We start from the raw sequence: 22883 nt of genomic DNA on the forward strand, positions 1-22883 counted from the left end.
GGCTTTCTCCGTCAGTGCCGGAACCGTATCCCATGTCCGATAGCCGTCCCGTTTCGTCGCCTTCCCGCTGGACCCGCCGCAGAATCATCGGGTTGGCGGTGCTTTTGCTGGTGGTCGCCGGCATCGCCTGGCTGGCGCTGCGGCCGGCCGCCAAGCCGGGTGGCGCGGGCGGCGGGCGTCCGGGCGCGGGCGGACGGCCCAACATGGCCGCGGCCATGGCCAACCTGGCCGTGCCGGTGCGGGTGGCCAGCGCCGTCACGCAGGACATCGACATCTTCCTCAAGTCCCTGGGCACCGTCACGGCCTACAACACCGTCACCGTGCGCAGCCGTGTCAGCGGCGAGCTGGTCGACGTGCCGTTCAAGGAAGGCCAGCAGGTCAAGGCCGGCGACCTGCTGGCGCAGGTCGACCCGCGCGCCTTCCAGGTGGCCCTGGACCAGGCCCGCGGCACCCAGATGCAGAACCTGGCGCTGCTGGAGAACGCGCGCCGCGACCTGCAGCGCTATCAGGCCCTGTTCAAGCAGGACTCCATCGCCAAGCAGCAGGTCGACACCCAGGCGGCGCTGGTGCGGCAATACGAAGGCACCATCAAGAGCGACCAGGCGAATGTCGACAATGCCCGCCTGCAGCTGGACTACGCCCGCATCACGGCGCCGATCAGCGGCCGCCTCGGCCTGCGCCAGGTCGACCGGGGCAACCTGGTGTCCAGCTCGGACACCAATGGCCTGGTGGTGATCACGCAGACCCAGCCGATCTCGGTGGTGTTCACGCTGCCCGAGACGCAATTGCCGGAAGTGCGCGCCGAACTGGCCCAGGGCCGCACCCTGGCGGTGGAGGCCTATGACCGCGCCGACACCCGCCGCATCGCGTCCGGCACGCTGGAGACGCTGGACAACCAGATCGACGTCACCACCGGCACCCTCAAGCTCAAGGCCAGGTTCGACAACCAGGACGACGCGCTGTTTCCCAACCAGTTCGTCAACGTGCGCCTGCACGTGCTGACGCGCAAGGGCGTGACCGCGATTCCAACGGCGGCGGTGCAGCAGGGCTCGGCCGGCGCCTTCGTGTTCCTGGTGCAGCCGGACAATACCGTGCAGGTCAGGCAGGTCAAGCTGGGCGCCATCAACAATGGCATGGTGGCCGTGAACGAGGGCCTGCAGCCGGGCGACCGCGTCGTCACCGAGGGCACCGACCGCCTGCGCGCCGGCGCCAAGGTCGAGGTGGTGAGCGGCGACGAGGTGATCCCCGCCGCCAAGGACAAGTCGCTGGGCGGGGGCGCGCCGGCGGGCACCACGCCCGCCACGCGCTGATCGGGGGGCCGCGCCGTGAGCCCGTCGCGCCTGTTCATCCTGCGGCCCGTGGCCACCACGCTGTCGATGGTGGCCATCCTGATCGCCGGCTTCATCGCCTACCGCCTGCTGCCGGTCTCGGCGCTGCCCGAAGTCGACTACCCCACCATCCAGGTGACCACGCTGTACCCGGGCGCCAGCCCGGACGTGATGACCTCGCTGGTGACCTCGCCGCTGGAGCGGCAGTTTGGCCAGATGCCGGGCCTGAACCAGATGTCGTCGACCAGCTCGGGCGGCGCCTCGGTCATCACCATGCAGTTCAACCTGACGCTGCCGCTGGACGTGGCCGAGCAGCAGGTGCAGGCCGCCATCAACGCGGCGTCGAACCTGCTGCCCAGCGACCTGCCGGTGCCGCCGACCTACAACAAGGTCAACCCGGCCGACGCGGCGGTGCTGACGCTGGCCATCACCTCGCCCACCATGCCCTTGCCGCAGGTGCGCGACCTGGTCGATACGCGGGTGGCGCAGAAGCTGTCGCAGATTCCGGGCGTGGGCCTGGTGAGCGTGGCGGGCGGGCAGCGCCCGGCCGTGCGGGTGCAGGTCAATCCGCAGGCGCTGGCGGCCAACGGCCTGGGGCTGACCGACCTGCGCACCGCGGTGGTGGGCGCCAACGTCAACCAGCCCAAGGGCAACCTGGACGGGCCGCTGCGCTCGACCACCATCAACGCCAATGACCAGCTCAAGTCGCCCACCGACTACAACGACCTGATCATCGCCTACAAGAACAATGCGCCGCTGCGCCTGTCGGACGTGGCGCGCGCGGTCGAGGGCGCCGAGGATACGCGCCAGGCGGCCTGGGCCGGCGACAAGCCGGCCATCCTGCTGAACATCCAGCGCCAGCCCGGCGCCAACGTCATCGACGTGGTCAACCGCATCCAGGCGCTGCTGCCGCAATTGCGCGCCGCGCTGCCGGCCACGCTGGACGTGGCGGTGGTGTCGGACCGCACCCAGACCATCCGCGATTCGGTGGCCGACGTGCAGTTCGAGATGCTGCTGGCGGTGGCGCTGGTGGTGATGGTGACCTTCGTGTTCCTGCGCAGCCTGACCGCGACGCTGATTCCCAGCGTGGTGGTGCCGCTGTCGCTGGTGGGCACCTTCGGCATCATGTACCTGGCCGGCTTCTCCATCAACAACCTGACGCTGATGGCGCTGACCATCGCCACTGGCTTCGTGGTGGACGACGCCATCGTCATGATCGAGAACATCGCCCGCCACATCGAAGAGGGCGAGACGCCGCTGCAGGCCGCGCTCAAGGGCGCGCAGCAGATCGGTTTCACGCTGATCTCGCTGACCTTTTCGCTGATCGCGGTGCTGATTCCGCTGTTGTTCATGACCGAGGTGGTGGGGCGGCTGTTCCGCGAGTTCGCCATCACGCTGGCGGTGTCGATCCTGATTTCGCTGGTGGTGTCGCTGACGCTGACGCCGATGATGTGCGCGCGACTGCTGCGCGCCGAGTCCGAGCAGAAGCACGGGCGCTTTCACCAGGTCACCGGCGCCTTTATCGACCGCACCATCGCCGCCTACGACCGCATGCTGCAGAAGGTGCTGCGGCACCAGCCGTTGACGCTGCTGGTGGCCCTGGCCACCTTCGCGCTGACGGTGCTGCTGTACATCCTGGTTCCCAAGGGCTTTTTCCCGCAGCAGGACACCGGACTGATCCAGGCCATCACACAGGCGCCGCAGTCCATTTCGTTCACCGCCATGGCCGAGCGCCAGCAGGCGGCGGCGCGGCTGGCGCTGGAGGATCCGGACGTGCAGGCGGTGTCGTCATTCATCGGCGTGGACGGCAGCAACGCCACCCTCAGCGCCGGGCGCATGCAGATCGCGCTCAAGCCGCAGGCCGAGCGCAACGGCGACCTGCGCACGGTCATGGCGCGGCTGCAGGAAGCCTTTGGCAAGCAGGACGGCCTGACCGTCTACATGCAGCCGGTGCAGGACCTGACCATCGAGGACCGCGTCAGCCGCACCCAGTACCAGATGACCCTGTCCAATCCGGACCTGAAGGTGCTGAGCGAATGGACGCCCAAGCTGATCGACCGGCTGCGCCAGGTGCCGGGCCTGAAGGACGTGACCGATGATCTGCAGGACGACGGCCTGCAGACCTGGGTCGAGATCGACCGCGACGCGGCCTCGCGCCTGGGCATCACGGCGGCGGTGGTGGACGAGGCGCTGTACGACGCTTTCGGCCAGCGCCTGATCTCGACCATCTTCACCCAGTCCAACCAGTACCGCGTGGTGCTGGAGGTGCAGCCGCAGTTCCAGATGAACCCGGCCTCGCTCGGCCAGATCCACGTGCCGACCTCGACCGGCGCGCAGGTGCCGCTGTCGTCGATTGCCCGCATCACCGAGGGCAAGACGGTGCTGGCGGTGAACCGGCTGGACCAGTTCCCGATGGTGACGGTGTCGTTCAATCTGGCGCCGGGCGCATCGCTGTCGGCCGCGGTCGAGGCAATCACCGCGGCCGAGGCCGAGATCGGCATGCCGGCCAGCGTCGAGACGCGCTTCCAGGGCGCGGCGCTGGCGTTCCAGAATTCGCTATCGAGCACGCTATGGCTGATCCTGGCGGCCATCGTCACCATGTACATCGTGCTGGGCGTGCTGTACGAAAGCTACATCCACCCGATCACCATTCTGTCGACGCTGCCGTCGGCCGGCGTGGGGGCGCTGCTGGCGCTGCTGATCAGCGGCACCGAGCTCGACATGATCGGCATCATCGGCATCATCCTGCTGATCGGCATCGTCAAGAAGAACGCCATCATGATGATCGACTTCGCGCTCGACGCCGAGCGCAAGCGCGGTCTGTCGCCGCGCGCGGCGATCCATGAGGCGGCGCTGCTGCGTTTCCGGCCGATCCTGATGACCACGCTGGCGGCGTTGTTCGGCGCGCTGCCGCTGATGCTGTCCACGGGCACGGGCGCCGAGCTGCGCCAGCCGCTGGGCCTGGTGATGGTGGGCGGCCTGCTGCTGAGCCAGGTGCTGACGCTGTTCACCACGCCGGTGATCTACCTGATGTTCGACCGCATGTCGCGGCGCTGGCGCGGCATGCGCGAGGCGCGCGCCGGGAGCGCGCCGTGATCCTGTCGGCGCCCTTCATCGTCCGGCCGGTGGCTACCACGCTGCTGTCGCTGGCGGTCGTGCTGGCGGGCATGCTGTCGTTCTTCCTGTTGCCGGTGGCGCCGCTGCCGCAGATGGACATTCCCACCATCTCGGTGTCGGCCAGCCTGCCCGGCGCCAGCCCGGAGACCATGGCGTCCAGTGTCGCCACGCCGCTGGAGCGCTCGCTGGGCAGCATCGCCGGCGTGACCGAGATGACTTCCAGCAGCACGCAGGGCTCGACCCGCGTGACGCTGCAGTTCGACCTGTCGCGCGACATCAACGGCGCCGCGCGCGACGTGCAGGCGGCCATCAACGCCGCCCGCTCGCTGCTGCCGACCAGCCTGCGCAGCAACCCCACGTACCACAAGTCCAATCCCTCGGACGCGCCCATCATGACGCTGGCGATGACGTCCGACACCCTGAGCCAGGGCCAGATGTACGACCTGGCCTCGACCATCGTGGCGCAGAAGCTGTCGCAGGTCGATGGCGTGGGCGAGGTCACGGTGGGCGGCAGTTCGCTGCCGGCGGTGCGCGTGACGGTGCTGCCGGGCGCGCTGGCCAATCGCGGGGTGTCGCTGGACGAAGTGCGCACGGCGCTGGCCAATGCCAACGCCAACCGGCCCAAGGGCGTGCTGGAAAATGACCAGTACCACTGGCAGATCATGGTCAACGATCAGCTCAGCCGCGCCGAACAGTACCGGCCGCTGATCGTGGCCTGGCGCGACGGCGCGCCGGTGCGGGTGTCGGACGTGGCCAGGGTCGAGGATTCGGTCGAGGACCTGTACCAGACCGGCTTCTACAACCAGCGCAACGCGATCCTGATGATCGTGCGGCGCCAGGCCGACGCCAACATCATCGAAACCGTGGATGCGGTGCGCGCGCAACTGCCGACGCTGCTGGCGCTGATGCCGGCCGACGTGCAACTGACCGTGGCGCAGGACCGCACCCCCAGCATCCGCGCCTCGCTGCACGAGGCCGAGCTGACGTTGATCATCGCGGTGGGCCTGGTGGTGCTGGTGGTGCTGCTGTTCCTGCGGCGCTGGCGCGCGGCCATCATTCCCAGCGTCGCGGTGCCGGTGTCGCTGATCGGCACTTTCTGCGTCATGTATCTGTGCGGCTTCACGCTCAACACCATCTCGCTGATGGCGCTGATCGTGGCCACCGGCTTCGTGGTGGACGATGCCATCGTGGTGCTGGAGAACATCATGCGGCACGTCGAGAACGGCATGTCGCCGATGCGGGCGGCGCTGCGCGGCTCGCGCGAGGTGGGCTTCACGGTGCTGTCGATGAGCCTGTCGCTGGTGGCGGTGTTCATCCCGATCCTGCTGATGGGCGGGGTGGCGGGGCGCCTGTTCCGGGAATTCGCGGTGACGCTGTCGGCCTCCATCATGGTGTCGCTGGTGGTGTCGCTGACGCTGACGCCGATGATGTGCGCGCGCCTGCTCAAGGCCGAGCCCAAGGAACCGAAGCCGCCCGGCCGGCTGGCGCGCTGGGCCGAGGGCGGCTTTGCCTGGATGCAGGACGGCTACCGCCGCAGCCTGGCGTGGGCGCTGGCCCATGGCCGGCTGATGATGCTGGTCCTGGCGGCGGCGGTGGGCCTGAACGTGTACCTGTACACCGTCGTGCCCAAGGGCTTCTTCCCGCAGCAGGACACCGGCCAGTTGCTGGGCTTTTTCCGGGTGGACCAGGGCACGTCGTTCCAGGCCACGGTGCCCAAGCTGGAGGCCTTGCGCAAGGTGGTGCTGGCCGATCCGGCGGTGCAGAGCATGACCGGCTACGCCGGCGGGCGCGGCGGCAGCAACAGCAGCTTCATGCAGATCCAGCTCAAGCCGCTGGGCGAGCGCAATGTCTCGGCCGAGCAGGTCATCAACCGCCTGCGGGCGCGGCTGCAGAACATGCCGGGCGCGCGCATGTTCCTGGTGGCGCAGCAGGACATCCGCGTCGGCGGCCGCCAGAGCCAGGGTTCCTATGACTACACGCTGATGTCCGGCGACCTGCAATTGCTGCGTTCGTGGATGCCCAAGGTGCAGCAGGCCATGGCCAAGGTTCCGGAGATCACCGACGTCGATACCGACGTCGAGGACAAGGGCCGCGAAATCAACCTGGTGATCGACCGCGACGCCGCCACCCGGCTGGGCGTGAGCATGGCGACGATCTCTACCGTGCTGAACAACTCCTTCAGCCAGCGCCAGGTGTCGGTGATGTACGGGCCGCTGAACCAGTACCACGTGGTGCTGGGGGTGGACCCGAAGTTCGCGCAGGACATCGAGTCGCTCAAGCAGGTCGAGGTCATCACCGCCAGCGGGGCGCGGGTGCCGATGGCGGCCTTCGCCCGCTTCGAGAACGCCAATGCCCCGCTGAGCGTGCAGCACCAGGGCCTGTTCGTGGCCGATACGGTGTCGTTCAGCCTGGCGCCGGGCGTGTCGCTGGGCCAGGCCACCGCCGCCATCGACGCGGCCGTGGCGCGCATCGGCCTGCCGTCGGACCAGATACAGGCCGGTTTCCAGGGCACGGCGGCGGTGCTGCAGCAGACGCTGGCGCAGCAGCCCTGGCTGATCCTGGCGGCGCTGGTCACCATGTATATCGTGCTGGGCATCCTGTACGAGAGCTTCGTGCATCCGCTGACGATCCTGTCGACGCTGCCGTCGGCCGGGCTGGGCGCGTTGCTGGCGCTGCTGCTGGTGCGCACCGACTTCACGTTGATCGCGCTGATCGGGGTGTTCCTGCTGATCGGCATCGTCAAGAAGAACGCCATCATGATGGTGGACTTCGCGCTCGAGGCCGAGCGCAATCAGGGCATGGCGCCCAAGGAGGCCATCTTCCAGGCCTGCCTGACGCGCTTCCGGCCGATCATGATGACCACCATGGCCGCCATCTTCGGCGCGTTGCCGCTGGTGGTGGCCACGGGCGCCGGCGTCGAGATGCGCCAGCCGCTGGGCATTACCATCGTGGGCGGACTGGTGCTGAGCCAGGTCCTGACGCTGTACACCACGCCGGTGGTCTATCTCTACCTTGACCGTTTCCGCCTCTGGGCCGCGCGCGGGCGCGCCCGGCGTGGCGGGGCCGCTTCGATAGAACAACTATGATCCGCAACGCCAAGCCTTTTCCTTCCGCCTTCCTGCCGCGCGCCGGCATCACCCTGGCGCTGTGCGCGGCGCTGGCCGCCTGCGCCGTCGGTCCCGACTACCAGCGGCCGGCGCTGGACGTGGGCGCGGCCTACAAGGAAGGCCAGGACGAGGTGCCGGGCTGGAAGCGCGCCGAGCCGCGCGACGACGCCGACCGCGGCCAGTGGTGGCGCGTCTATGACGACGCCACGCTCAATGGCCTGGTGGACAACCTCAATGCCTCCAACCAGACCATTGCCCAGGCCGAGGCCAATTACCGCCAGGCGCTGGGCCTGGTGCGCGGCGCCCGCGCCGGCTTCTTCCCCACGGTGGGGGCGGGCGCCGGCCTGACCCGTTCGGGCAGTGGCGGCGGCAGCGGCGGTTCGTCGTCCGCCTCGTCGGGCGGCGGCGGCAACGTGTCCAACCAGTATTCGCTGACCGGCAGCGTCAGTTGGGAGCTGGATGTGTGGGGCCGGGTGCGCCGCAGCGTCGAGTCGTCCGAGGCCAGCGCCGCGGCCAGCCTGGCCGACCTGGCCGCGACCCGCCTGAGCGCGCAGGCCGCGCTGGTGCAGGCCTATCTGCAACTGCGCGTGCTGGACGAACAGAAGCGCCTGCTGGACGCCACCGTGGCGGCCTACGAGAAATCGCTGCAGTTGACGCAGAACCGCTACAACGTGGGCGTGGCGGGGCAGTCGGACGTGGCGGTGGCGCGCACCCAGGTCGAAAGCACGCGCGCGCAGTCGATCGACCTGGACTGGCAGCGCGGCCAGTACGAACACGCGATCGCGGTGCTGATGGGCCAGGCGCCGTCGCGCTTCAGCCTGCCGCCGGCGCCGTTCTCGCTGCAGTTGCCGCGGATTCCGGTGGGCCTGCCGTCCGAGCTGCTGGAGCGCCGTCCCGACGTGGCCGCCGCCGAGCGCCGCGCGGCCGCCGCCAATGCGCAGATCGGCGTGGCGCAGGCGGCCTGGTTCCCCAGCCTGACCCTGTCGGCCGACGGCGGCTTTCGCAACGGCCAGTTCGCCGAACTGCTGACCGCGCCGGCGCGCTTCTGGTCGCTGGGGCCGGCGCTGGCGTTGACGATTTTCGACGGCGGCGCGCGCCAGGCGCAGGTCGAGCAGGCGCGCGCCTCCTACGATGCGCAGGCGGCGGCCTACCGCCAGGCGGCGCTGACCGGGCTGCGCGAGGTCGAGGACTACCTGATCCAGCTGCGCGTGATGGAGAACGAACAGAGCGTGCAGCGCCGCGCGCTGGAATCGGCGCGCGAATCGCTGCGGCTGATCCAGAACCAGTACAAGGCCGGCCTGGTCGATTACCTGAGCGTGGCGGTGGTGGACGCCACCGCGCTCAGCAACGAACGCAGCGCGCTCAGCCTGTATGGCAACCGGCTGGTGGCCAGCGTCAACCTGATCGTCGCGCTGGGCGGCGGCTGGGATGGCCTGGCGCCGGCGCAAGGCGGCGCGGCGGCCAACGGCCAGGCCGGTGGCGGCCAGCCGGGCGCGGGTCAGGCCGTGGCGCCGGCCGGCGCGCAACCGGTCAACCAACCTTAGGGATAACGCCCGATTCCTCCTTCTCCCGATTGACAAGCGGGGGCCCCGGGTTCTTAATGCGGAAAAAGTGACCGTATGGTCACGTCGGGCGCCAGCCCGCGACGCGATGTCCTGCCCATGGCAAGGGCGCCCGTGTCGAACCGCGAAGTACCGATGCACCCGATTCCGTTTGATCAATCGAACACTTCACACGAAGGGGAAAGAGGATGGGCAGGTTGTTTCGTGCAGGGACAGGCGCCGCCGCGGTCTGCGTCGGCGTGGCCGCGATGGCGGGCGCAATGGCCGCGCCGGCGGCCGCGGCCACGTGGCCGGAACGGCCCATCACCCTGATCGTGCCGTTCCCGCCCGGGGGCACCACCGATATCTTCGCGCGCACGATCGCCGAGCACATGCGGCCGGCGCTGGGCCAGTCCATCGTGGTCGAGAACAAGCCCGGCGCCGCCGGCAACCTGGGCGTGGCCGCCGCCACGCGCGCCCAGCCGGACGGCTACACCATCGTGCTGGGTTCGGTCGGCACGCAGAGCGTCAATCAGTTCCTGTACGGCAACATCGGCTTCAATCCCGCCACCGACCTGGTGCCGCTGGGCATGATCGCGTCCACGCCCAATGTGATGGCGGTGGCGGCTGGCTCGCCATGGCGCACCTTGCAGGATGTCATGGCCGCGGTGAAGAAAGACCCGGGCAAGTATTCCTACGCCTCGCCGGGTATCGGCTCGTCGGTGCACCTGACGGGCGCCTACTTCGAATCGATGGCGGGTCTGCAGATGCTGCACGTGCCGTTCAAGGGCTCGTCGGCGGCGATCCCCGCGGTGATCGGCGGCCAGGTCGACATCCTGATGGACAACCTGCCCAGTTCGATGGCCGCGCTCAAGGCCGGTGACCGTCTGCGCGGCATCGCGGTCACGTCGGCCGAGCGCAGCCCCGCCGCGCCCGATCTGCCCACCATGGCCGAGGCCGGCCTGCCGGGCTTCGAAGTCACCGCGTGGTCGGGCCTGTATGCGCCGCGCGGCACGCCGGCGCCGGTGGTCGACAAGCTGATCGCCGCCATGAAGCAGGCGCTGCAATCGCCGGCCCTGAAACAGTCGCTGGCGCAAGGCGGCGCGACCCCGGGCAACCTGTTTGGCGCCGACCTGGCGGCCTTCGAGGTGAAGGAACGCGACAAGTGGGGCAAGCTGATCCAGAGCCGCGGCATCAAGGCGGATTGAGGCGGCGTGGGCGGCCGGGGGCCTGCCCGGCCGCGATCCTCCCGCCGGCGCCGGCCTGAAGCGCCGGCGGCGCGGGACCGGGCCGAGCCGTCAGGCGGCCAGCGCGAATGCCGCCGGGTCGACGGCGGGGCGGCGCCCGCGCATCAGGTCCACCAGCATCCGGGCGCTGCCCGCCGCCAGCGTGAAACCCAGGCCGCCGTGCCCGGCGTTCAACCACAGGTTGCGCCACGGCGTGGCGCCGATCAGCGGCTTGCCATCGGGACGCGCCGGACGCAAACCGGCCCAGGGCTGCGGCGCGCCGGCGGGGTTCAGGCGCGGGAAGAAGCGCGCCACATCCGCCGCCAGGCTGTCCGTGCGCAGCGGGTCGATGGCCGCATCGGCGGCGCCGATATCGACCATGCCCGCGACCCGCAGGCGCTGCCCCAGGCGCGCATAGACGACCTTGCGGCCGATGTCGCTGATGCTCGACACCGGCGCCACGCTGTCCGCTGTCAGGGTGTAGGTGAGGCTGTAGCCCTTGAGCGGATAGATGCGCAGGTCCAGCCCGAGACGGCGCGCCAGGGCCTGGGCGCCGATGCCGCCCGCCAGCACGTACTGGTCGGCTTGCAGTTCGCCTTGCGGCGTGGCCAGCGCCACGATGCGGCCGCCTTCGCCGCGCAGGGCCGTGACCGGGGTGTCGAAGTGAAAATCCACCGCGCCGGGCGCGGCGCGCAACAGGCGTTCGAGTTCGGTGCACAGCCGCAGGCAGTCGCCGGCGTCCTCGGTCGGCGTGTAGATGGCGCCGGCGATACTGGCGCCGATGTCGGCCAGCGCCGGTTCCAGGTCGAGGCAGGCCTGGCGGTCCAGGGCGCGCTGCGCGCAGCCGAGCGTCGCCTGATAATCCATCTGCGCCAGCGCGCGGCCATAGGCGGCGGCGTCCTGGTACACCAGCAGCTTGCCGCGCGAACTGAAATCGAAGTCGGGCCGTTCGCGCCCCACCAGTTCGTGCACGCACTGGCGGCTGTAGAGTCCCAGCGCCAGCAGTTCGCGGGTGGTGGCGCGGCTGCGGCCGCGGGTGCAGGCGCGCAGGAAATCCAGGCACCAGCGCCATTGCGCCGGATCCAGCCGCGGCCGCCAGCGCAGCGGCGTGTCGCGGCCCAGCAGCCAGGCAGGCAGCTTGGGCAGCACGGCGGGGTCGGCCAGCGGCGCGACGAAGCTGTAGCTGAGCTGGGCGCCGTTGGCCCGGCTGGTGGCCAGGCCCGGGCCCGGGCCGGCGTCGACCACGCTGACCCGATGGCCCTCGCGATGCAGGTAGTAGGCGGTGGCCATGCCGACCACGCCGGCGCCGATGACGACTGTGTGCATGATGCTCCGAAGGAGGGGCGTCGTGCGCCGACGACGCCGGATGGCGGGATTCAGGCGGCCCAGGCGGGCGTCTCGAAGCCGGGCGCGGCGCGGTCCGCGCCGCGCAGCAGGCGGCCGGGGCGGGCGCCGGTGGCGGCGCCGCGCTCCTCCACCAGCTGGCCGTTGACCAGCACCGCCTGGATGCCGGCGGACGGTTGCAGTGGCTCGGCGAAGGTGGCCAGGTCGGCCACCACGGCGGGGTCGAACACCACCACGTCGGCGTAGCAACCGGCGCGCAGCACGCCGCGGTCGCGCAGGCCGAACTGGGCCGCCGTCAGGCTGGTCATGCGGCGGATCGCCTCTTCCATGCCCAGCACGCGCATCTCGCGTACGTATCGCCCCAGCACCCGCGAAAACGCGCCCCACAGGCGCGGGTGCGGCCGCTGGTCGTGCGGCAGGCCGTCGGAACCGATCATCACGCTGCCGTGGCCGATGACGCGCTTGACGTCGTCCTCGTCCATCGAGAAATAGATGGCGCCGCCGGGCGACAGTTCCTCGGCCAGCCGCTGCGGATCCTTGCCTTCGCGCGCCGCCAGTTCGCGCAGGTCCACGCCCTGGATCTCGGGCCGCGTCTGCGACCACGTGACGATGATCTTCTCGCCGGCCGGCACGCGACGCGGTTCCAGGATGGTGGACGAGGCGGCGTAGGGATAGACGTCCATGCCCAGCGGCTGGTCGGCGCGGGCGCGGTCGAACAGCGCCAGCGTTTCGGCGGTGCGGCCGTGGTTGTGCTTGCCGGTGACCTTGTGGTGCGACAGGATCGCCGGCACGTCGGCGGCGCGGCCGATCAGGAAGGCTTCTTCCATGGCGTCGCAGACGTGGTCGGCCTCGTCGCGCAGGTGGGTGGTGTACAGGCCCTGCCAGGACGCCAGCGGCTCGGCCACGCCGATCACCTCCTCGGTGCTGGCGTGCATGGCGGTGGGGTAATACAGGCCGGTGGACAGGCCCGCCGCGCCGGCGGCCATGGCCTGGTCCAGCGCTTGCCGCATGGCGGCGATCTCGCGCTTGTCGGCGGGCCGGTCCAGGCGCTCCATGGCCGACACTCGCAGGCTGGAATGCCCCACCAGCGCCAGGCTGTTGACCGCGGCCGGGCTGGCGTCGAGGGCGGCGGCGTAGTCCTGCATGCGGGCGTACAGTTCGCCGGTGTGCTGCGCCAGCAGATTAAGGGGCGGCGGCACGGTGTCGCCGGGCGCGTGCACCGGCGCCAGGCTGATGCCGCAGTTGCCGGTGACCACGGTGGTGACCCCCTGGCTGACCTTGGGCCGCATCAGCGGCGAACCGAGCAGGGCGCGGTCGTCGTGGGTGTGGCAGTCGATGAAGCCCGGCGCCACCACCTGGCCGCTCGCGTCGATGCGGCGCCGCGCCCGCCAGCCCGAGCCGTCGCCGATGGCGGCGATGCGTTCGCCGTTGATCGCCACGTCGGCGCGGCGAGCCGGGCCGCCCAGGCCGTCGGCGATCAGGCCGCCGCTGATGATGAGGTCGTATTCCTGCGGGTCGGGTTGCGCGGGCATGGCGGGCGTCAGGTCTCGGTGTCGGCGGGCGGCCGCGGCTTCTTGCGGCGCGCCTCCAGGTTGGCCAGGGATTCGTGGTTGAGCGCGTCGGGAAAGCCGCGCTTGACCAGGTGTTCGAGCGCGCCGTTGATCCGGTCCCAGCCTTCCTGGGTGCGCAGCGGCACGCCCAGGAAGTGGCTCTCGGTCTTGGCGCGCAGCATCAGGTACAGCACGCCCGCCAGCATCACGCTGACCACGGCGGGCGCGTCCATGTCGTCGGTCAGGCCGTCGACGCGGTCGATGAAGCCGCGCGCGGCGCGTTCGCGGCGCTCGGCCAGCGGCGCGGACACCTCGTTGCGTTCGATCAGCTCCCAGCGGCGCACTTCGCGCAGCGTCTCGTTGCCGGCCAGCGCGTCCAGTTGCGCGCGCAGCATCGACAGCACCAGTTCGCCGGGGCTGCGCTGGCTGGATTCGTCGGCCGCCAGCAGGCCGGGGTTGCGGGTCCAGAAGTCCTGTTCCTGCATCCAGGCCAGCATCAGGCCGGGCATGCCGTCGAAGTAGCGGTAGATCAGTTCCTTGCTAACGCCGGCGCGCTTGGCGATGGCGTTGATGCCCACGCCGCCCATGCCGGTTTCCTTGATCTGGTCTTCCAGGGCCTGCAGTATCTGGCGCTCGGTATTCTCACGTCGGGACATTGGCCGGTTCCTTCATGATGATGAGGGAGCGGGCGGGGTCCGGCAGACCGAACACCCGGCCGTCGGCCATGTCCACAACCAGTTCGCTGACGGTATGGCCGATATGCCTGCCATCTTGCCAGACTTCGCTGCCCAGGTAGATGGCGCTGGCGCGCCGCCGGGTGGTCGGCAGCGACGGATCGGCCTGCTCGATGCCGGTGACGCGCAGGCGGTCGTCCACCCGCACGCGGTCGCGCGGGCCGGCGCTGATGGCCACGGGCGCGCGCAGGCTCAGGGCGCGGTAGGCCCCGACGCCGCCGGTCAGCGCGTGCCAGGCCAGGTCGGCCATGGCCTCCGCCAGAGGCGGGCAGGGGAATATCGAGTTGTGCAGGAGCGCCAGCCGGCAGGCGCCGTTGTCGCGCCAGGCCTGGCCCTGGTCGGGCCGGCGCGCCACGCGGTCGCTGTTGCCCCAGGCCAGTTGGCCCGACGCGGACAGCGCGATCAGGCCGGCGTCGACTTCCGGATGGGCCTGCAGCACCTCGGCCACGGCGTCGGCGGGGGCCTGGCCGGCGGCCAGGCGCCGCAGCACCGCCTGGTTTAGCGGCACGCCATCGACGCCGGGGCGGTTGGGCAGGCGGTGGCCGGTCACCAGGCCGACGCCGTCGGCGCCGGGCAGGAACTGCGCCAGCGGCTCGGGGCGGTCGGGGCCGCTTTCGATCAGGGCGGCATGGCGCGTCCGCAGCCAATCCTGCGGCAGGTCCAGCGCGGTCACGCCGCCGCGCTGGACGGTCGCGTGGCGGGCGCGGCCCTGTTCGTCCAGCACCGCGAACACGGCAAAGCCGCCGATGGCGCCGTGCCCCAGCAGTTCGGCGCCCAGGGCGGCGGCGCGTACCGCCGCGCCGGCGTTGGGTCCGTAAGCCGCGATGCCGATGGTCATGCGTGCTTCTTCCTAGTCCGTGTTGCTCGTCACGGGATCGACGATGTTCAGGTTGGTGATGAAGCGCTGGAACAGCATGGCCAGCGCCAGCGGCGGCAGGGCGGCGAGCATGCTGGCCGCGGCGAACAGCCCCAGGTCGGCGCGAAAGCCGGGCATCAGCGGCGACAGGCCCAGCAGCGCCGCCGACAGCGTCTGCGCCGAGGTGCCGCCGGTCAGCACGATGGCAAACAGCAGGTCGTTCCAGCCCACCAGGAAGGCGATGATGAAAGCCGCAGCGATGCCGGGCAACGCCATCGGCAGGGTCACGTGGCGCAGCATCTGCCAGCGGGTGCAGCCGTCCATGCGCGCGGCGCGCTCGATTTCGACCGGCAGCGAGGCGAAATAGCCCATCAGTACCCACGACAGCAGCGGGATCACCGCCGTCAGGTAGACGATCCACAGGCCGAACAGGCTGCCGGCCAGGCCGATGGCGGCGAAGAACACGTAATACGGGATCAGCAGCGCGATCGGCGGCAGGGTGCGCGAGGCCAGCAGCACGTACAGCAGCGGTCCCTTGAACGGGAACTCGAAGCGCCCCAGCACGTAGCCGGCCAGCGTCGCGATGGCCGTGCCGGCGGCGGCGGCCGGCAGCGCCACCAGCGCGCTGTTGACGAAGCCGGCCATGATGGCGCGGGTCTGGCCGCCGAAGATGGAATCGGAACTGGACAGGCCCAGCACCCGCAGGTAGTTCTCGAAGGTGTAGCCCCCGGCATGGTGCGCCACGCCCATGATGATGGCCGACTCGTCCATGAACGAGGCCTTCAGCGTCCAGTACAGCGGGAACAGGCACCAGAACGCCACCAGGGCCACGCCCGCGCCCACCAGCCAGGGGCGCCAGCCTTCGCCGGCCACGCGGGCCGCGTCATTGCGCATGGTTGACTCCTTGCGGGCGCTTCTTGCGGATCAGCATGAAGTAGGCAGTGGCCAGCAGCAGCGACAGCACCGTCAGCAGGAACGCGGCGGCCGAGGCCAGGCCATACTTCGAGAACTCGAAGTTGTAGCGGAAGATCAGCAGCGGCAGGATCTGCGTGGACGTGCCGGGCCCGCCGCGGGTCAGCGAGAACAGCAGGTCGAACTGGCGCACGGCTTCCACCGTCATCACCACCAGCACGATCAGCGTGGTGTGCTTCAGGTGCGGCAGCGTGATGTGCCGCAAGCGCGCCAGCGGGCCGGCGCCGTCGACCCGCGCGGCCCGGTACAGGTCACGCGGAATGGTCTGCAGCGCCGCCAGGTAGAAGAAGCTGCCCAGCGGCGCGACGTGCCAGACGAAGGCCAGCGCCACCCAGAACAGGGCCCAGTCGCTGCTCAGCCACACCGTGCCCGGCCCTGCCAGCCCGAGCGGCGCCAGCAGTCCCGTGAGCGCGCCGAAGCTGGGATTGAGCAGGAACGAGAACACGGTTGCCGTCACCACCTGCGACATGGCCCATGGCAGCAATGCCAGGCCGCGCACCAGGCCGCGCAGCGGCATCTCCTCGTTCAGCACCAGGGCAATGCCCAGCGCCGCCACGAACGAGCCGGCCACGCACATCGCCACGAAGCCCAGGCTGCGCCAGATGGCATCGGTGACGGCGCTGTCGGACAGCACTTCGCCATACAGGTCGGCGCCCACGAACTCCTGGGTCCGCAGGATCGCGTTGGTGTCGTGCAGGCTGAGCCAGAACGAATAGCCCAGCGGGACGCCGATGATGAGGGTGTTGAGCGCGTAGACCGCGATGATCACCGTCATCGCGAAACCCAGGTCCGACATCTCCTTGCCGCCGCGCGCGGGCAACGGCAGGGACGCGCGTGGCAGGCTGGCGGCGCTCATGCGCGCGGCTCCTCGCCGCCATGGACCCGCAGGCCGGCGGCGTCGAACAGGTACAGGCGGGCGGCCGGCAGCGCCAGCGCGATCGGCGCGCCGACTTCGTAGCGCCGTTCCGGCGACAGCCTGGCGCGCAGGCGCGGGCCGTCCTCGCCGGCGGTGATGACGTCGACGAACTGGTCCGATCCGACCGGTTCCACCGCCCACACCTGGCCTTGCAGCAGCAGGCCGTCGCCGGCCAGCGGCGCCGGCGCCATGGCTTCGGGGCGGATGCCGATCGCCGCCTCGCTGCCCGCCGGCAGCCCGCGCGCGGCGGCCGCCAGCGCGGCGGGCAGCGGATAGGCGCCACCCGCGGTGCGCAGCGCCGGTGCGCCGTCGTGCGTCTCCAGCGTGCCGCGCAGGAAGTTCATGCCGGGGTTGCCGATGAAGTCCGCCACTTCCATGGTCGCGGGGCGACGGTAGATGGTGTCCGGGTCGGCGAATTGCAGCAGGTTGCCGCCCGACATGACGGCGATGCGGTCCGCCAGCGTCATGGCCTCGACCTGGTCGTGGGTGACGTAGATGAAGGTCGCGTTCAGGCTGCGATGCAGGCGCTTGAGCTCGACCCGCATGTCGGTGCGCAGCTTGGCGTCCAGGCTGGACAGCGGCTCGTCGAACAGGAACAGGTCGGGGTCGCGCACCACCGCGCGGCCGATCGCCACGCGCTGGCGCTGGCCGCCGGACAGCTGGTAGGGCTTGCGGTCCAGCATCGATTCGACCCGCAGCAGCGCGGCCGCGCGCTCGACCTTGCCGCGCACTTCGGCGGCGGGCAGCTTCTGCATCCGCAGCGGAAAGCCGATGTTCTCGCGCACCGTCATGTGCGGATACAGCGCGATGCTCTGGAACACCATGGCCACGTTACGCCGGTGCGGCGGCACCTGGTCCACGCGCCGGTCGTCGATGCGGATCTGGCCGCCGGTGGGCGTGTCCAGGCCGGCGATCATGTTCAGCGTGGTGGTCTTGCCGCAGCCCGACGGCCCCAGCAGCACCACGAATTCGCCGTCGCGGATGTCCAGGTCGAGCGAGCGCACCGCCTGGAAGTGGGTGTATGACTTCTCGATGCCTTGCAGGGAGACGCTGGCCATGTCATCAGCTCCGCTTGAGGATCTTGGCGTACTTCTTGTGCAGGCCGTCCCAGCGCGCGCGCAGCTCGGTGGCCACCTGTGCGGGCGTGCGGGTGCCCTTGATCAGCATGTCCTGGGCGATCATCTCGTGCATGCCGGTGTCCCATTCCTGGTACCACGGCGCCTTCAGGATGTTGGCGGCCACGGCCTTCTCGCGCCCCTCGAACAGCCATTGGTAGACCTGTTCCCGATGGGCCGGGTACATCCACTTCATGATGGCGGCGCGGCTGTCGGGATCGCGGTACAGCTCGGGGAAGGGCACTTCCAGGTTGGCCTTGGCGATCCAGTTCTTGTGCGTGGTCAGCTGGCCGGCGCGGTCGCGGTAGCCGAAATACTTGACCAGCTCCCACAGCGCGGCCTGCTCGGCGTCGCTGCGCTTGCGCGTCGACATGCACAGCAGCGCGTGCCCCACCAGCACGGTGTCGTGGGTGGCGCCGGGCACCACCGGGTTATAGCTGGAGTATTCGGCGATCTGGCTCTTGGCGGGATCGTTGTAGTTGAAGCTGTAGTAATCGATGTTCAGGTGGAAGGCGTGCTGGCCTTTCATCCACGAGCTGGAGGTCTCGGTGCCCGACCACGTCAGCACGGCGCGCTGCACCAGTTCATCGTCCCACCAGCGCTTCCAGTCGCTCAGCACCTTGGTCAGCGGCGTGTCGGGTCCGAAGGTGGCGCGCAGCTCGCCGTCGACGAAGCGCTCGCCCTCGGCGAAGCATTGCGCGATCAGGGCCCATGGCAGGCCGGTCCAGGCGTTGTACCAGGGCATCAGCATCGGATGCTGCGTCAACCCCTTCTTCTTGATCTCGCGCGCCTGTTTTTCGACCGTGGCCCAGTCCCGCGGGTAGTCGGCGGCGTTGGCAGTGCCGCCGTAGCCCGCTTCGCCCAGGATTTTCTCGTTGCGGAACAGCGCGTAGGGACCGCCGTTGTAATAGGTCAGGCCGAGGTAGCGGCCGTCGGTGGCCTTGGCGTCCTCGACGATGCCGGGGAACATCTGCTTCTGGATGTCGGCCAGGCCGGACATGTCGTCGATCGGGCGGATCCAGCCGGCCGCGTACCAGCGCGAGGCCTGGCCGCGCTGGGCGTAGAACATGTCCAGCGGCGCCTTGGCGGCCAGTTGCGTTTCCAGCACGGCGGCGTAGTCGCCGGGGATCGGCGACAGGTTCACCGGCACGCCGCTTTCCTGCGTGAAGCGGGCCGCGCCCTGTTGCACGATCTCGCTGCCCCAGGGCCAGAAGGCGAAGGTCAGCGGCGAGGCGGCCTGTGCCAGCGCCCGCAGGGGCCAGCCGCCTGCCGCCAGCCCGGCCGCGGCGGCCAGGCCCGCGGCGCCGCGCAGGATGAAGTCGCGACGCTGGGCGTCGGCCGGGAACGGGCCGGGTCGGCCATCGGGATGCAGGGACAGGGGCATGCTGGACTTCCTTGTTGTGGGAACGACGACAAAGAAACGGTGCAGCAAAAGCGGTGTGGCGGGACGGCGGCGCGATGGCGCCCGCGAGCGGGCGCCGGCGTGTGGAACGCGTTGCGTGGCCGCGTGTCCGTCGCGCCGACAACCAGAAGTGACCATACGGTCACATCAAGAGCGAAGATAGGACCTGGCCACCTTGCGCGGCAAGGGGGGAGTTTCCCTAGGACAAAAAAAACCGGCGCGGCGCGCCGATCGGGAGGGCGGGTGTCGGGCCGGCGATCCTGCCCCGACCCGCTCGCGTCAGATCAGGCCGCGGATGCCGGCGATGCCGTGCGCGCCGTGGCGCAGGGCCTGCGAGACGGTCTGGGTGGATTGCCCGCCGAGCGCGAAGACCGGGATGCCGGCGTCGCGGTTGCCTTCGACGAAGCCGTCCCAGCCCAGCGTCGGCGCGCCGGGGTGGCTGGGCGTGTCCAGCACCGGGCCCAGCACGGCGAAGTCCGCGCCCAGCTCGCGCGCGTGCACCACCTGGGCGTTGTCGTGCGCCGAGACGCCAACCAGCGCGCCGGCCGGCAGGTCGGGCCGGGCGCTCAGACGCGCGGCGTCGGCGCCGCGCAGGTGCACGCCGTCGGCCTCGCGCCACCAGGCGGCCGGATGGGCGCTGTTGACCAGCACTTTCGCGCCAGCGGCGTGGCAGCGCTTGACGATCTGCTGCAGCGCCTCATGCAGCGAGGTCGAGGCCGGGCCGTCGGGCCACTGCGGTTCACGCAGTTGCACCAGCCTGATGCCGCGCGCCAGCGCCGCGTCCAGCCGGCCCAGGAACGCCGACAGGCCGGCGCGCGAGCCGATCGAACTGATGCCATAGGCGGTCGGCAGCTGCAGCCAGCGCAGCGGCGGCAGGGTGGCGGGCAGCAAGTCGCCGACGGACGCGGCGTTGGCCGGGTCGACCCATTCCAGGCGCTGGTTCTCCAGGCTGCGCGGTTCACCTTCCCAGCCGGTGACGTGGCAGAACGCCAGGCGCACCGTGGTGTGGGGGTAGGCGTGCACGTAGGTCACCCACGGCCGCGACTGCGTCACGCGGATGCCGATCTCTTCCTGCAGTTCGCGCGCCAGCGCCTGCAGCACGGTCTCGCCGGGTTCGAGCTTGCCGCCGGGCAGCTCCCACCAGCCCGACCAGGGCTTGCCTTCGGGGCGTTGCCCCAGCAACAGCATGCCGTCCGGACGCAGGATCAGGCCGGCGGCGACATCGATGATTTTGTCAGACATGGCGGGCAGCCCAGTCACGGGCGAATTGGTAGGCGACGCGGCCCGAGCGCGAACCGCGCTCGATGGTCCATTGCAGCGCCTCGGTGCGGGACGGTTCGATCTGGTCTTCCGGGCAGCCCAGCTCGCGCAGCCAGTGGTAGACGATATCGAGGTAGTCGTCCTGCTTGAAGGGATAGAACGACAGCCACAGGCCGAAGCGCTCGGACAGCGAGATCTTTTCCTCGACGGTTTCGCCGGGGTGGATCTCGCCGTCGGGCTGGTGCTTGGCCTGCAGGTTCTCGCTCATGTATTCCGGCATCAGGTGGCGCCGGTTGGAGGTGGCGTAGATCAGCACGTTGTCGCCCGAGGCGGCCACCGAGCCGTCCAGCACGGACTTGAGCGCCTTGTAGCCAGCCTCGCCTTCCTCGAACGACAGGTCGTCGCAGAACACGATGAAGCGCTCGGGACGCGCGGCCACCAGTTCGACGATGTCGGCCAGGTCGCCCAGGTCGGATTTGTCGACTTCGATCAGGCGCAGCCCGCGGTCGCCGTAGGCGGCCAGCATGGCCTTGACCAGCGAGCTCTTGCCGGTGCCGCGGGCGCCGGTCATGAGCACGTTGTTGGCGGGCTTCTTCTCGATGAACTGCACGGTGTTGCGGTCGATGATGCCTTTCTGGCGCTCGATGTGCTGCAGGTCTTCGAGGTCGATGCGGGCCACGTGGCGCACGGCGTCGAGCCAGCCGCGCGAGCCGCGTTTGCGCCAGCGGAACGCGTGGGCGTTCCAGTCGATATCGGGGGGCGCGGGGGGCAACCAGGCTTCGAGCTGGGCCAGGACGCGCTCGGCGCGCTGGATGAGGGTGGTGAATTCGTTCGCGGTCACGGTGTGATCCTGGAAGAGCGAACGGGCGGGCCCGGCACCGGGCCCACGTCGCGTTCGCGGGCATCGTCGGAAGAAGAGGGCGCGTGTCCCGCCGCAAAGGCGTCGTGGGGACGCGCGCCGCTCAACGGCTGTCACCTGCCGGGGACCGCGGTGATGCCACGGATTCCCCGGGGGGCAGTGACCGGCGATGGGTAAGGCGCAGCCACTGGATTTCATTGCTGCCGCCATCCCGCGAGGCCCGGCGCGCAACTGAACGCCGTCGCTTCGCGCCCGGGGTCAGCCGGGCGGATGGCGGGTCTTGATCAGGAACGATAATCGGCGTTGATCGACACGTACTCGTGCGAGAAATCGCAGGTGTAGACGGTGTCGCTGACCTGGCCGCGGCCCAGCGCGATGCGCACGGCGATCTCGGCCTGCTTCATCACGCGCTGGCCATCGGCTTCCTGGTAGGCGGGGTTGCGGCCGCCGTCCTTGGCCACCAGCACGTCGTCGAGCCACAGGCGGATCTTCGACACGTCCAGGTCATCGATGCCGGCATAGCCGACGGCGGCCAGGATGCGGCCCAGGTTGGGGTCCGAGGCGAAGAAGGCGGTCTTGACCAGCGGCGAGTGGGCCACGGCGTAGGCCACCTTGAGGGCTTCCTCGGTGGTGCCGGCTTCCTCGACGCGGATGGTCATGAACTTGGTGGCGCCTTCGGCGTCGCGCACGATCTTCTGCGCCAGCTCCAGCGCGGCGGCGGTCAGGGCCTCGCGCACGGCGGCGTAGGCGGCGTCCGATTCGGCGTTGACCTCGACGCCCGACTTGCCGGTGGCGACGATGATGAACGAGTCATTGGTGGAGGTGTCGCCGTCCACGGTGATGCGGTTGAACGAGGCGTCGGCGATCTCGACCGCCAGCTTGCGCAAGAGCGGCTGGGCGATGCCGGCGTCGGTGGCCAGGAAGCTCAGCATGGTCGCCATGTTGGGGCGGATCATGCCGGCGCCCTTGCTGATGCCGGTGAAGGTGACGGTCTTGCCGCCGATCTGGACGCGGCGCGACGAGATCTTGGGCAGCGTGTCGGTGGTCATGATGCCGTGCGCGGCGCTGGACCAATGGTCGGCGCCCAGGTTGGCGATGGCGCCCGGCAGGCCGGCGAACAGACGGTCCAGCGGCAGCGGCTCCAGGATCACGCCGGTCGAGAACGGCAGCACCTGGGCGGCGGGCACGCCGAGCAGGCGGCCGAGTTCGGCGCAGGTGTCCTGGGCCTTCTTCAGGCCTTCGGCGCCGGTGCCGGCGTTGGCGTTGCCGGTGTTGATGACCAGCGCACGGATCGGGCCGCCGTCGGCCAGATGGGCCTGGCACACCTGCACGGGCGCGGCGCAGAAGCGGTTGCGGGTGAACACGCCGGCCACGCTGCTGCCTTCGGCCAGGCGGAATACCGTCAGGTCGCGTCGGTTGGCTTTGCGGATGCCGGCCTCGGTGACGCCGATTTCAACGCCGGCAACAGGGAAAATTTCGGACTCGGAGGGGATCTGCAGGTTAACGGCCATGACTTCGTCTCATGAATGAGCAGGACGGAAATCGCCGCCAGGGCA

General features: G+C 70.0%; 16 protein-coding genes. 5 read left to right on the forward strand and 11 right to left on the reverse strand.

Features of this window, described 5'->3' with window-relative positions; genetic code table 11:
• Positions 1–32 precede the first annotated feature (32 nt).
• From HV742_RS22970 to HV742_RS22990, 5 genes are all read left to right on the forward strand, one after another.
• A complete protein-coding gene (locus HV742_RS22970; protein ID WP_100505438.1) occupies positions 33–1310 on the forward strand; it encodes an MdtA/MuxA family multidrug efflux RND transporter periplasmic adaptor subunit in 1278 nt (425 codons plus the stop codon).
• 15 nt (positions 1311–1325) lie between these two features.
• Positions 1326–4424: an MdtB/MuxB family multidrug efflux RND transporter permease subunit gene (locus HV742_RS22975; protein ID WP_059269221.1), complete on the forward strand. Its 3099-nt coding sequence runs from the start codon at positions 1326–1328 to the stop codon at positions 4422–4424.
• Complete coding sequence (locus HV742_RS22980) at positions 4421–7531, forward strand: multidrug efflux RND transporter permease subunit (RefSeq protein ID WP_175146442.1); 3111 nt, start codon at positions 4421–4423, stop codon at positions 7529–7531. The genes HV742_RS22975 and HV742_RS22980 overlap by 4 nt, the downstream gene beginning before the upstream one ends.
• Positions 7528–9096, forward strand: coding sequence for an efflux transporter outer membrane subunit (locus tag HV742_RS22985; RefSeq protein WP_254601224.1), 1569 nt, complete (start codon positions 7528–7530; stop codon positions 9094–9096). Before HV742_RS22980 ends, HV742_RS22985 begins: the two co-directional genes overlap by 4 nt.
• Positions 9097–9302: 206 nt before the next feature.
• A complete protein-coding gene (locus HV742_RS22990) occupies positions 9303–10301 on the forward strand; it encodes a Bug family tripartite tricarboxylate transporter substrate binding protein (protein ID WP_068951356.1) in 999 nt (332 codons plus the stop codon).
• Positions 10302–10391: 90 nt separating this feature from the next.
• Here HV742_RS22990 and HV742_RS22995 read toward each other — a convergent pair whose 3' ends face one another.
• From HV742_RS22995 to argJ, 11 genes are all read right to left on the reverse strand, one after another.
• Positions 10392–11645, reverse strand: coding sequence for a D-amino acid dehydrogenase (locus tag HV742_RS22995; RefSeq protein WP_049071019.1), 1254 nt, complete (start codon positions 11643–11645; stop codon positions 10392–10394).
• A gap of 50 nt (positions 11646–11695) precedes the next feature.
• On the reverse strand, positions 11696–13195 hold the full coding sequence (locus tag HV742_RS23000) for an N-acyl-D-amino-acid deacylase family protein (protein WP_175146443.1): 1500 nt from the start codon (positions 13193–13195) through the stop codon (positions 11696–11698).
• 8 nt (positions 13196–13203) lie between these two features.
• Positions 13204–13869, reverse strand: coding sequence for a TetR/AcrR family transcriptional regulator (locus HV742_RS23005; protein ID WP_049071023.1), 666 nt, complete (start codon positions 13867–13869; stop codon positions 13204–13206).
• Positions 13856–14785, reverse strand: coding sequence for a DUF6963 family protein (locus HV742_RS23010; protein ID WP_175146444.1), 930 nt, complete (start codon positions 14783–14785; stop codon positions 13856–13858). Before HV742_RS23010 ends, HV742_RS23005 begins: the two co-directional genes overlap by 14 nt.
• 12 nt (positions 14786–14797) lie before the next feature.
• Entirely contained in the window at positions 14798–15697 is a 900-nt protein-coding gene (locus tag HV742_RS23015) for a carbohydrate ABC transporter permease (protein WP_006388536.1), read from the reverse strand.
• Positions 15687–16631 (reverse strand): carbohydrate ABC transporter permease, encoded by a 945-nt coding sequence (locus HV742_RS23020; protein ID WP_059269229.1) that lies wholly within the window; start codon positions 16629–16631, stop codon positions 15687–15689. The genes HV742_RS23015 and HV742_RS23020 overlap by 11 nt, the downstream gene beginning before the upstream one ends.
• A complete protein-coding gene (locus HV742_RS23025; RefSeq protein WP_049071026.1) occupies positions 16628–17749 on the reverse strand; it encodes an ABC transporter ATP-binding protein in 1122 nt (373 codons plus the stop codon). Before HV742_RS23025 ends, HV742_RS23020 begins: the two co-directional genes overlap by 4 nt.
• Before the next feature lie 4 nt (positions 17750–17753).
• The gene (locus tag HV742_RS23030; protein ID WP_175146445.1) at positions 17754–19190 is read right to left on the reverse strand and encodes an ABC transporter substrate-binding protein; all 1437 of its coding nucleotides are present in this window, start codon (positions 19188–19190) and stop codon (positions 17754–17756) included.
• A 297-nt stretch (positions 19191–19487) separates the two neighbouring features.
• Positions 19488–20450: a Nudix family hydrolase gene (locus tag HV742_RS23035; protein ID WP_049071030.1), complete on the reverse strand. Its 963-nt coding sequence runs from the start codon at positions 20448–20450 to the stop codon at positions 19488–19490.
• The gene (locus HV742_RS23040; protein WP_054419174.1) at positions 20443–21309 is read right to left on the reverse strand and encodes an ATP-binding protein; all 867 of its coding nucleotides are present in this window, start codon (positions 21307–21309) and stop codon (positions 20443–20445) included. The genes HV742_RS23035 and HV742_RS23040 overlap by 8 nt, the downstream gene beginning before the upstream one ends.
• Positions 21310–21611: 302 nt before the next feature.
• On the reverse strand, positions 21612–22838 hold the full coding sequence (gene argJ, locus HV742_RS23045; protein ID WP_054503379.1) for a bifunctional glutamate N-acetyltransferase/amino-acid acetyltransferase ArgJ: 1227 nt from the start codon (positions 22836–22838) through the stop codon (positions 21612–21614).
• Positions 22839–22883: the final 45 nt, after the last annotated feature.

Origin of the sequence: Achromobacter ruhlandii, from assembly GCF_902859695.1 — a bacterium.
GTDB lineage: Bacteria > Pseudomonadota > Gammaproteobacteria > Burkholderiales > Burkholderiaceae_B > Achromobacter > Achromobacter ruhlandii.

Coding starts and splice junctions, on each gene's coding strand:
- HV742_RS22970 (WP_100505438.1), top strand. CDS start 33: ATGTCCGATAGCCGTCCCGTTTCGTCGCCTTCCCGCTGGACCCGCCGC.
- HV742_RS22985 (WP_254601224.1), top strand. CDS start 7,528: ATGATCCGCAACGCCAAGCCTTTTCCTTCCGCCTTCCTGCCGCGCGCC.
- HV742_RS22990 (WP_068951356.1), top strand. CDS start 9,303: ATGGGCAGGTTGTTTCGTGCAGGGACAGGCGCCGCCGCGGTCTGCGTC.
- HV742_RS22995 (WP_049071019.1), bottom strand. CDS start 11,645: ATGCACACAGTCGTCATCGGCGCCGGCGTGGTCGGCATGGCCACCGCC.
- HV742_RS23000 (WP_175146443.1), bottom strand. CDS start 13,195: ATGCCCGCGCAACCCGACCCGCAGGAATACGACCTCATCATCAGCGGC.
- HV742_RS23005 (WP_049071023.1), bottom strand. CDS start 13,869: ATGTCCCGACGTGAGAATACCGAGCGCCAGATACTGCAGGCCCTGGAA.
- HV742_RS23010 (WP_175146444.1), bottom strand. CDS start 14,785: ATGACCATCGGCATCGCGGCTTACGGACCCAACGCCGGCGCGGCGGTA.
- HV742_RS23015 (WP_006388536.1), bottom strand. CDS start 15,697: ATGCGCAATGACGCGGCCCGCGTGGCCGGCGAAGGCTGGCGCCCCTGG.
- HV742_RS23020 (WP_059269229.1), bottom strand. CDS start 16,631: ATGAGCGCCGCCAGCCTGCCACGCGCGTCCCTGCCGTTGCCCGCGCGC.
- HV742_RS23025 (WP_049071026.1), bottom strand. CDS start 17,749: ATGGCCAGCGTCTCCCTGCAAGGCATCGAGAAGTCATACACCCACTTC.
- HV742_RS23030 (WP_175146445.1), bottom strand. CDS start 19,190: ATGCCCCTGTCCCTGCATCCCGATGGCCGACCCGGCCCGTTCCCGGCC.
- HV742_RS23035 (WP_049071030.1), bottom strand. CDS start 20,450: ATGTCTGACAAAATCATCGATGTCGCCGCCGGCCTGATCCTGCGTCCG.
- argJ (WP_054503379.1), bottom strand. CDS start 22,838: ATGGCCGTTAACCTGCAGATCCCCTCCGAGTCCGAAATTTTCCCTGTT.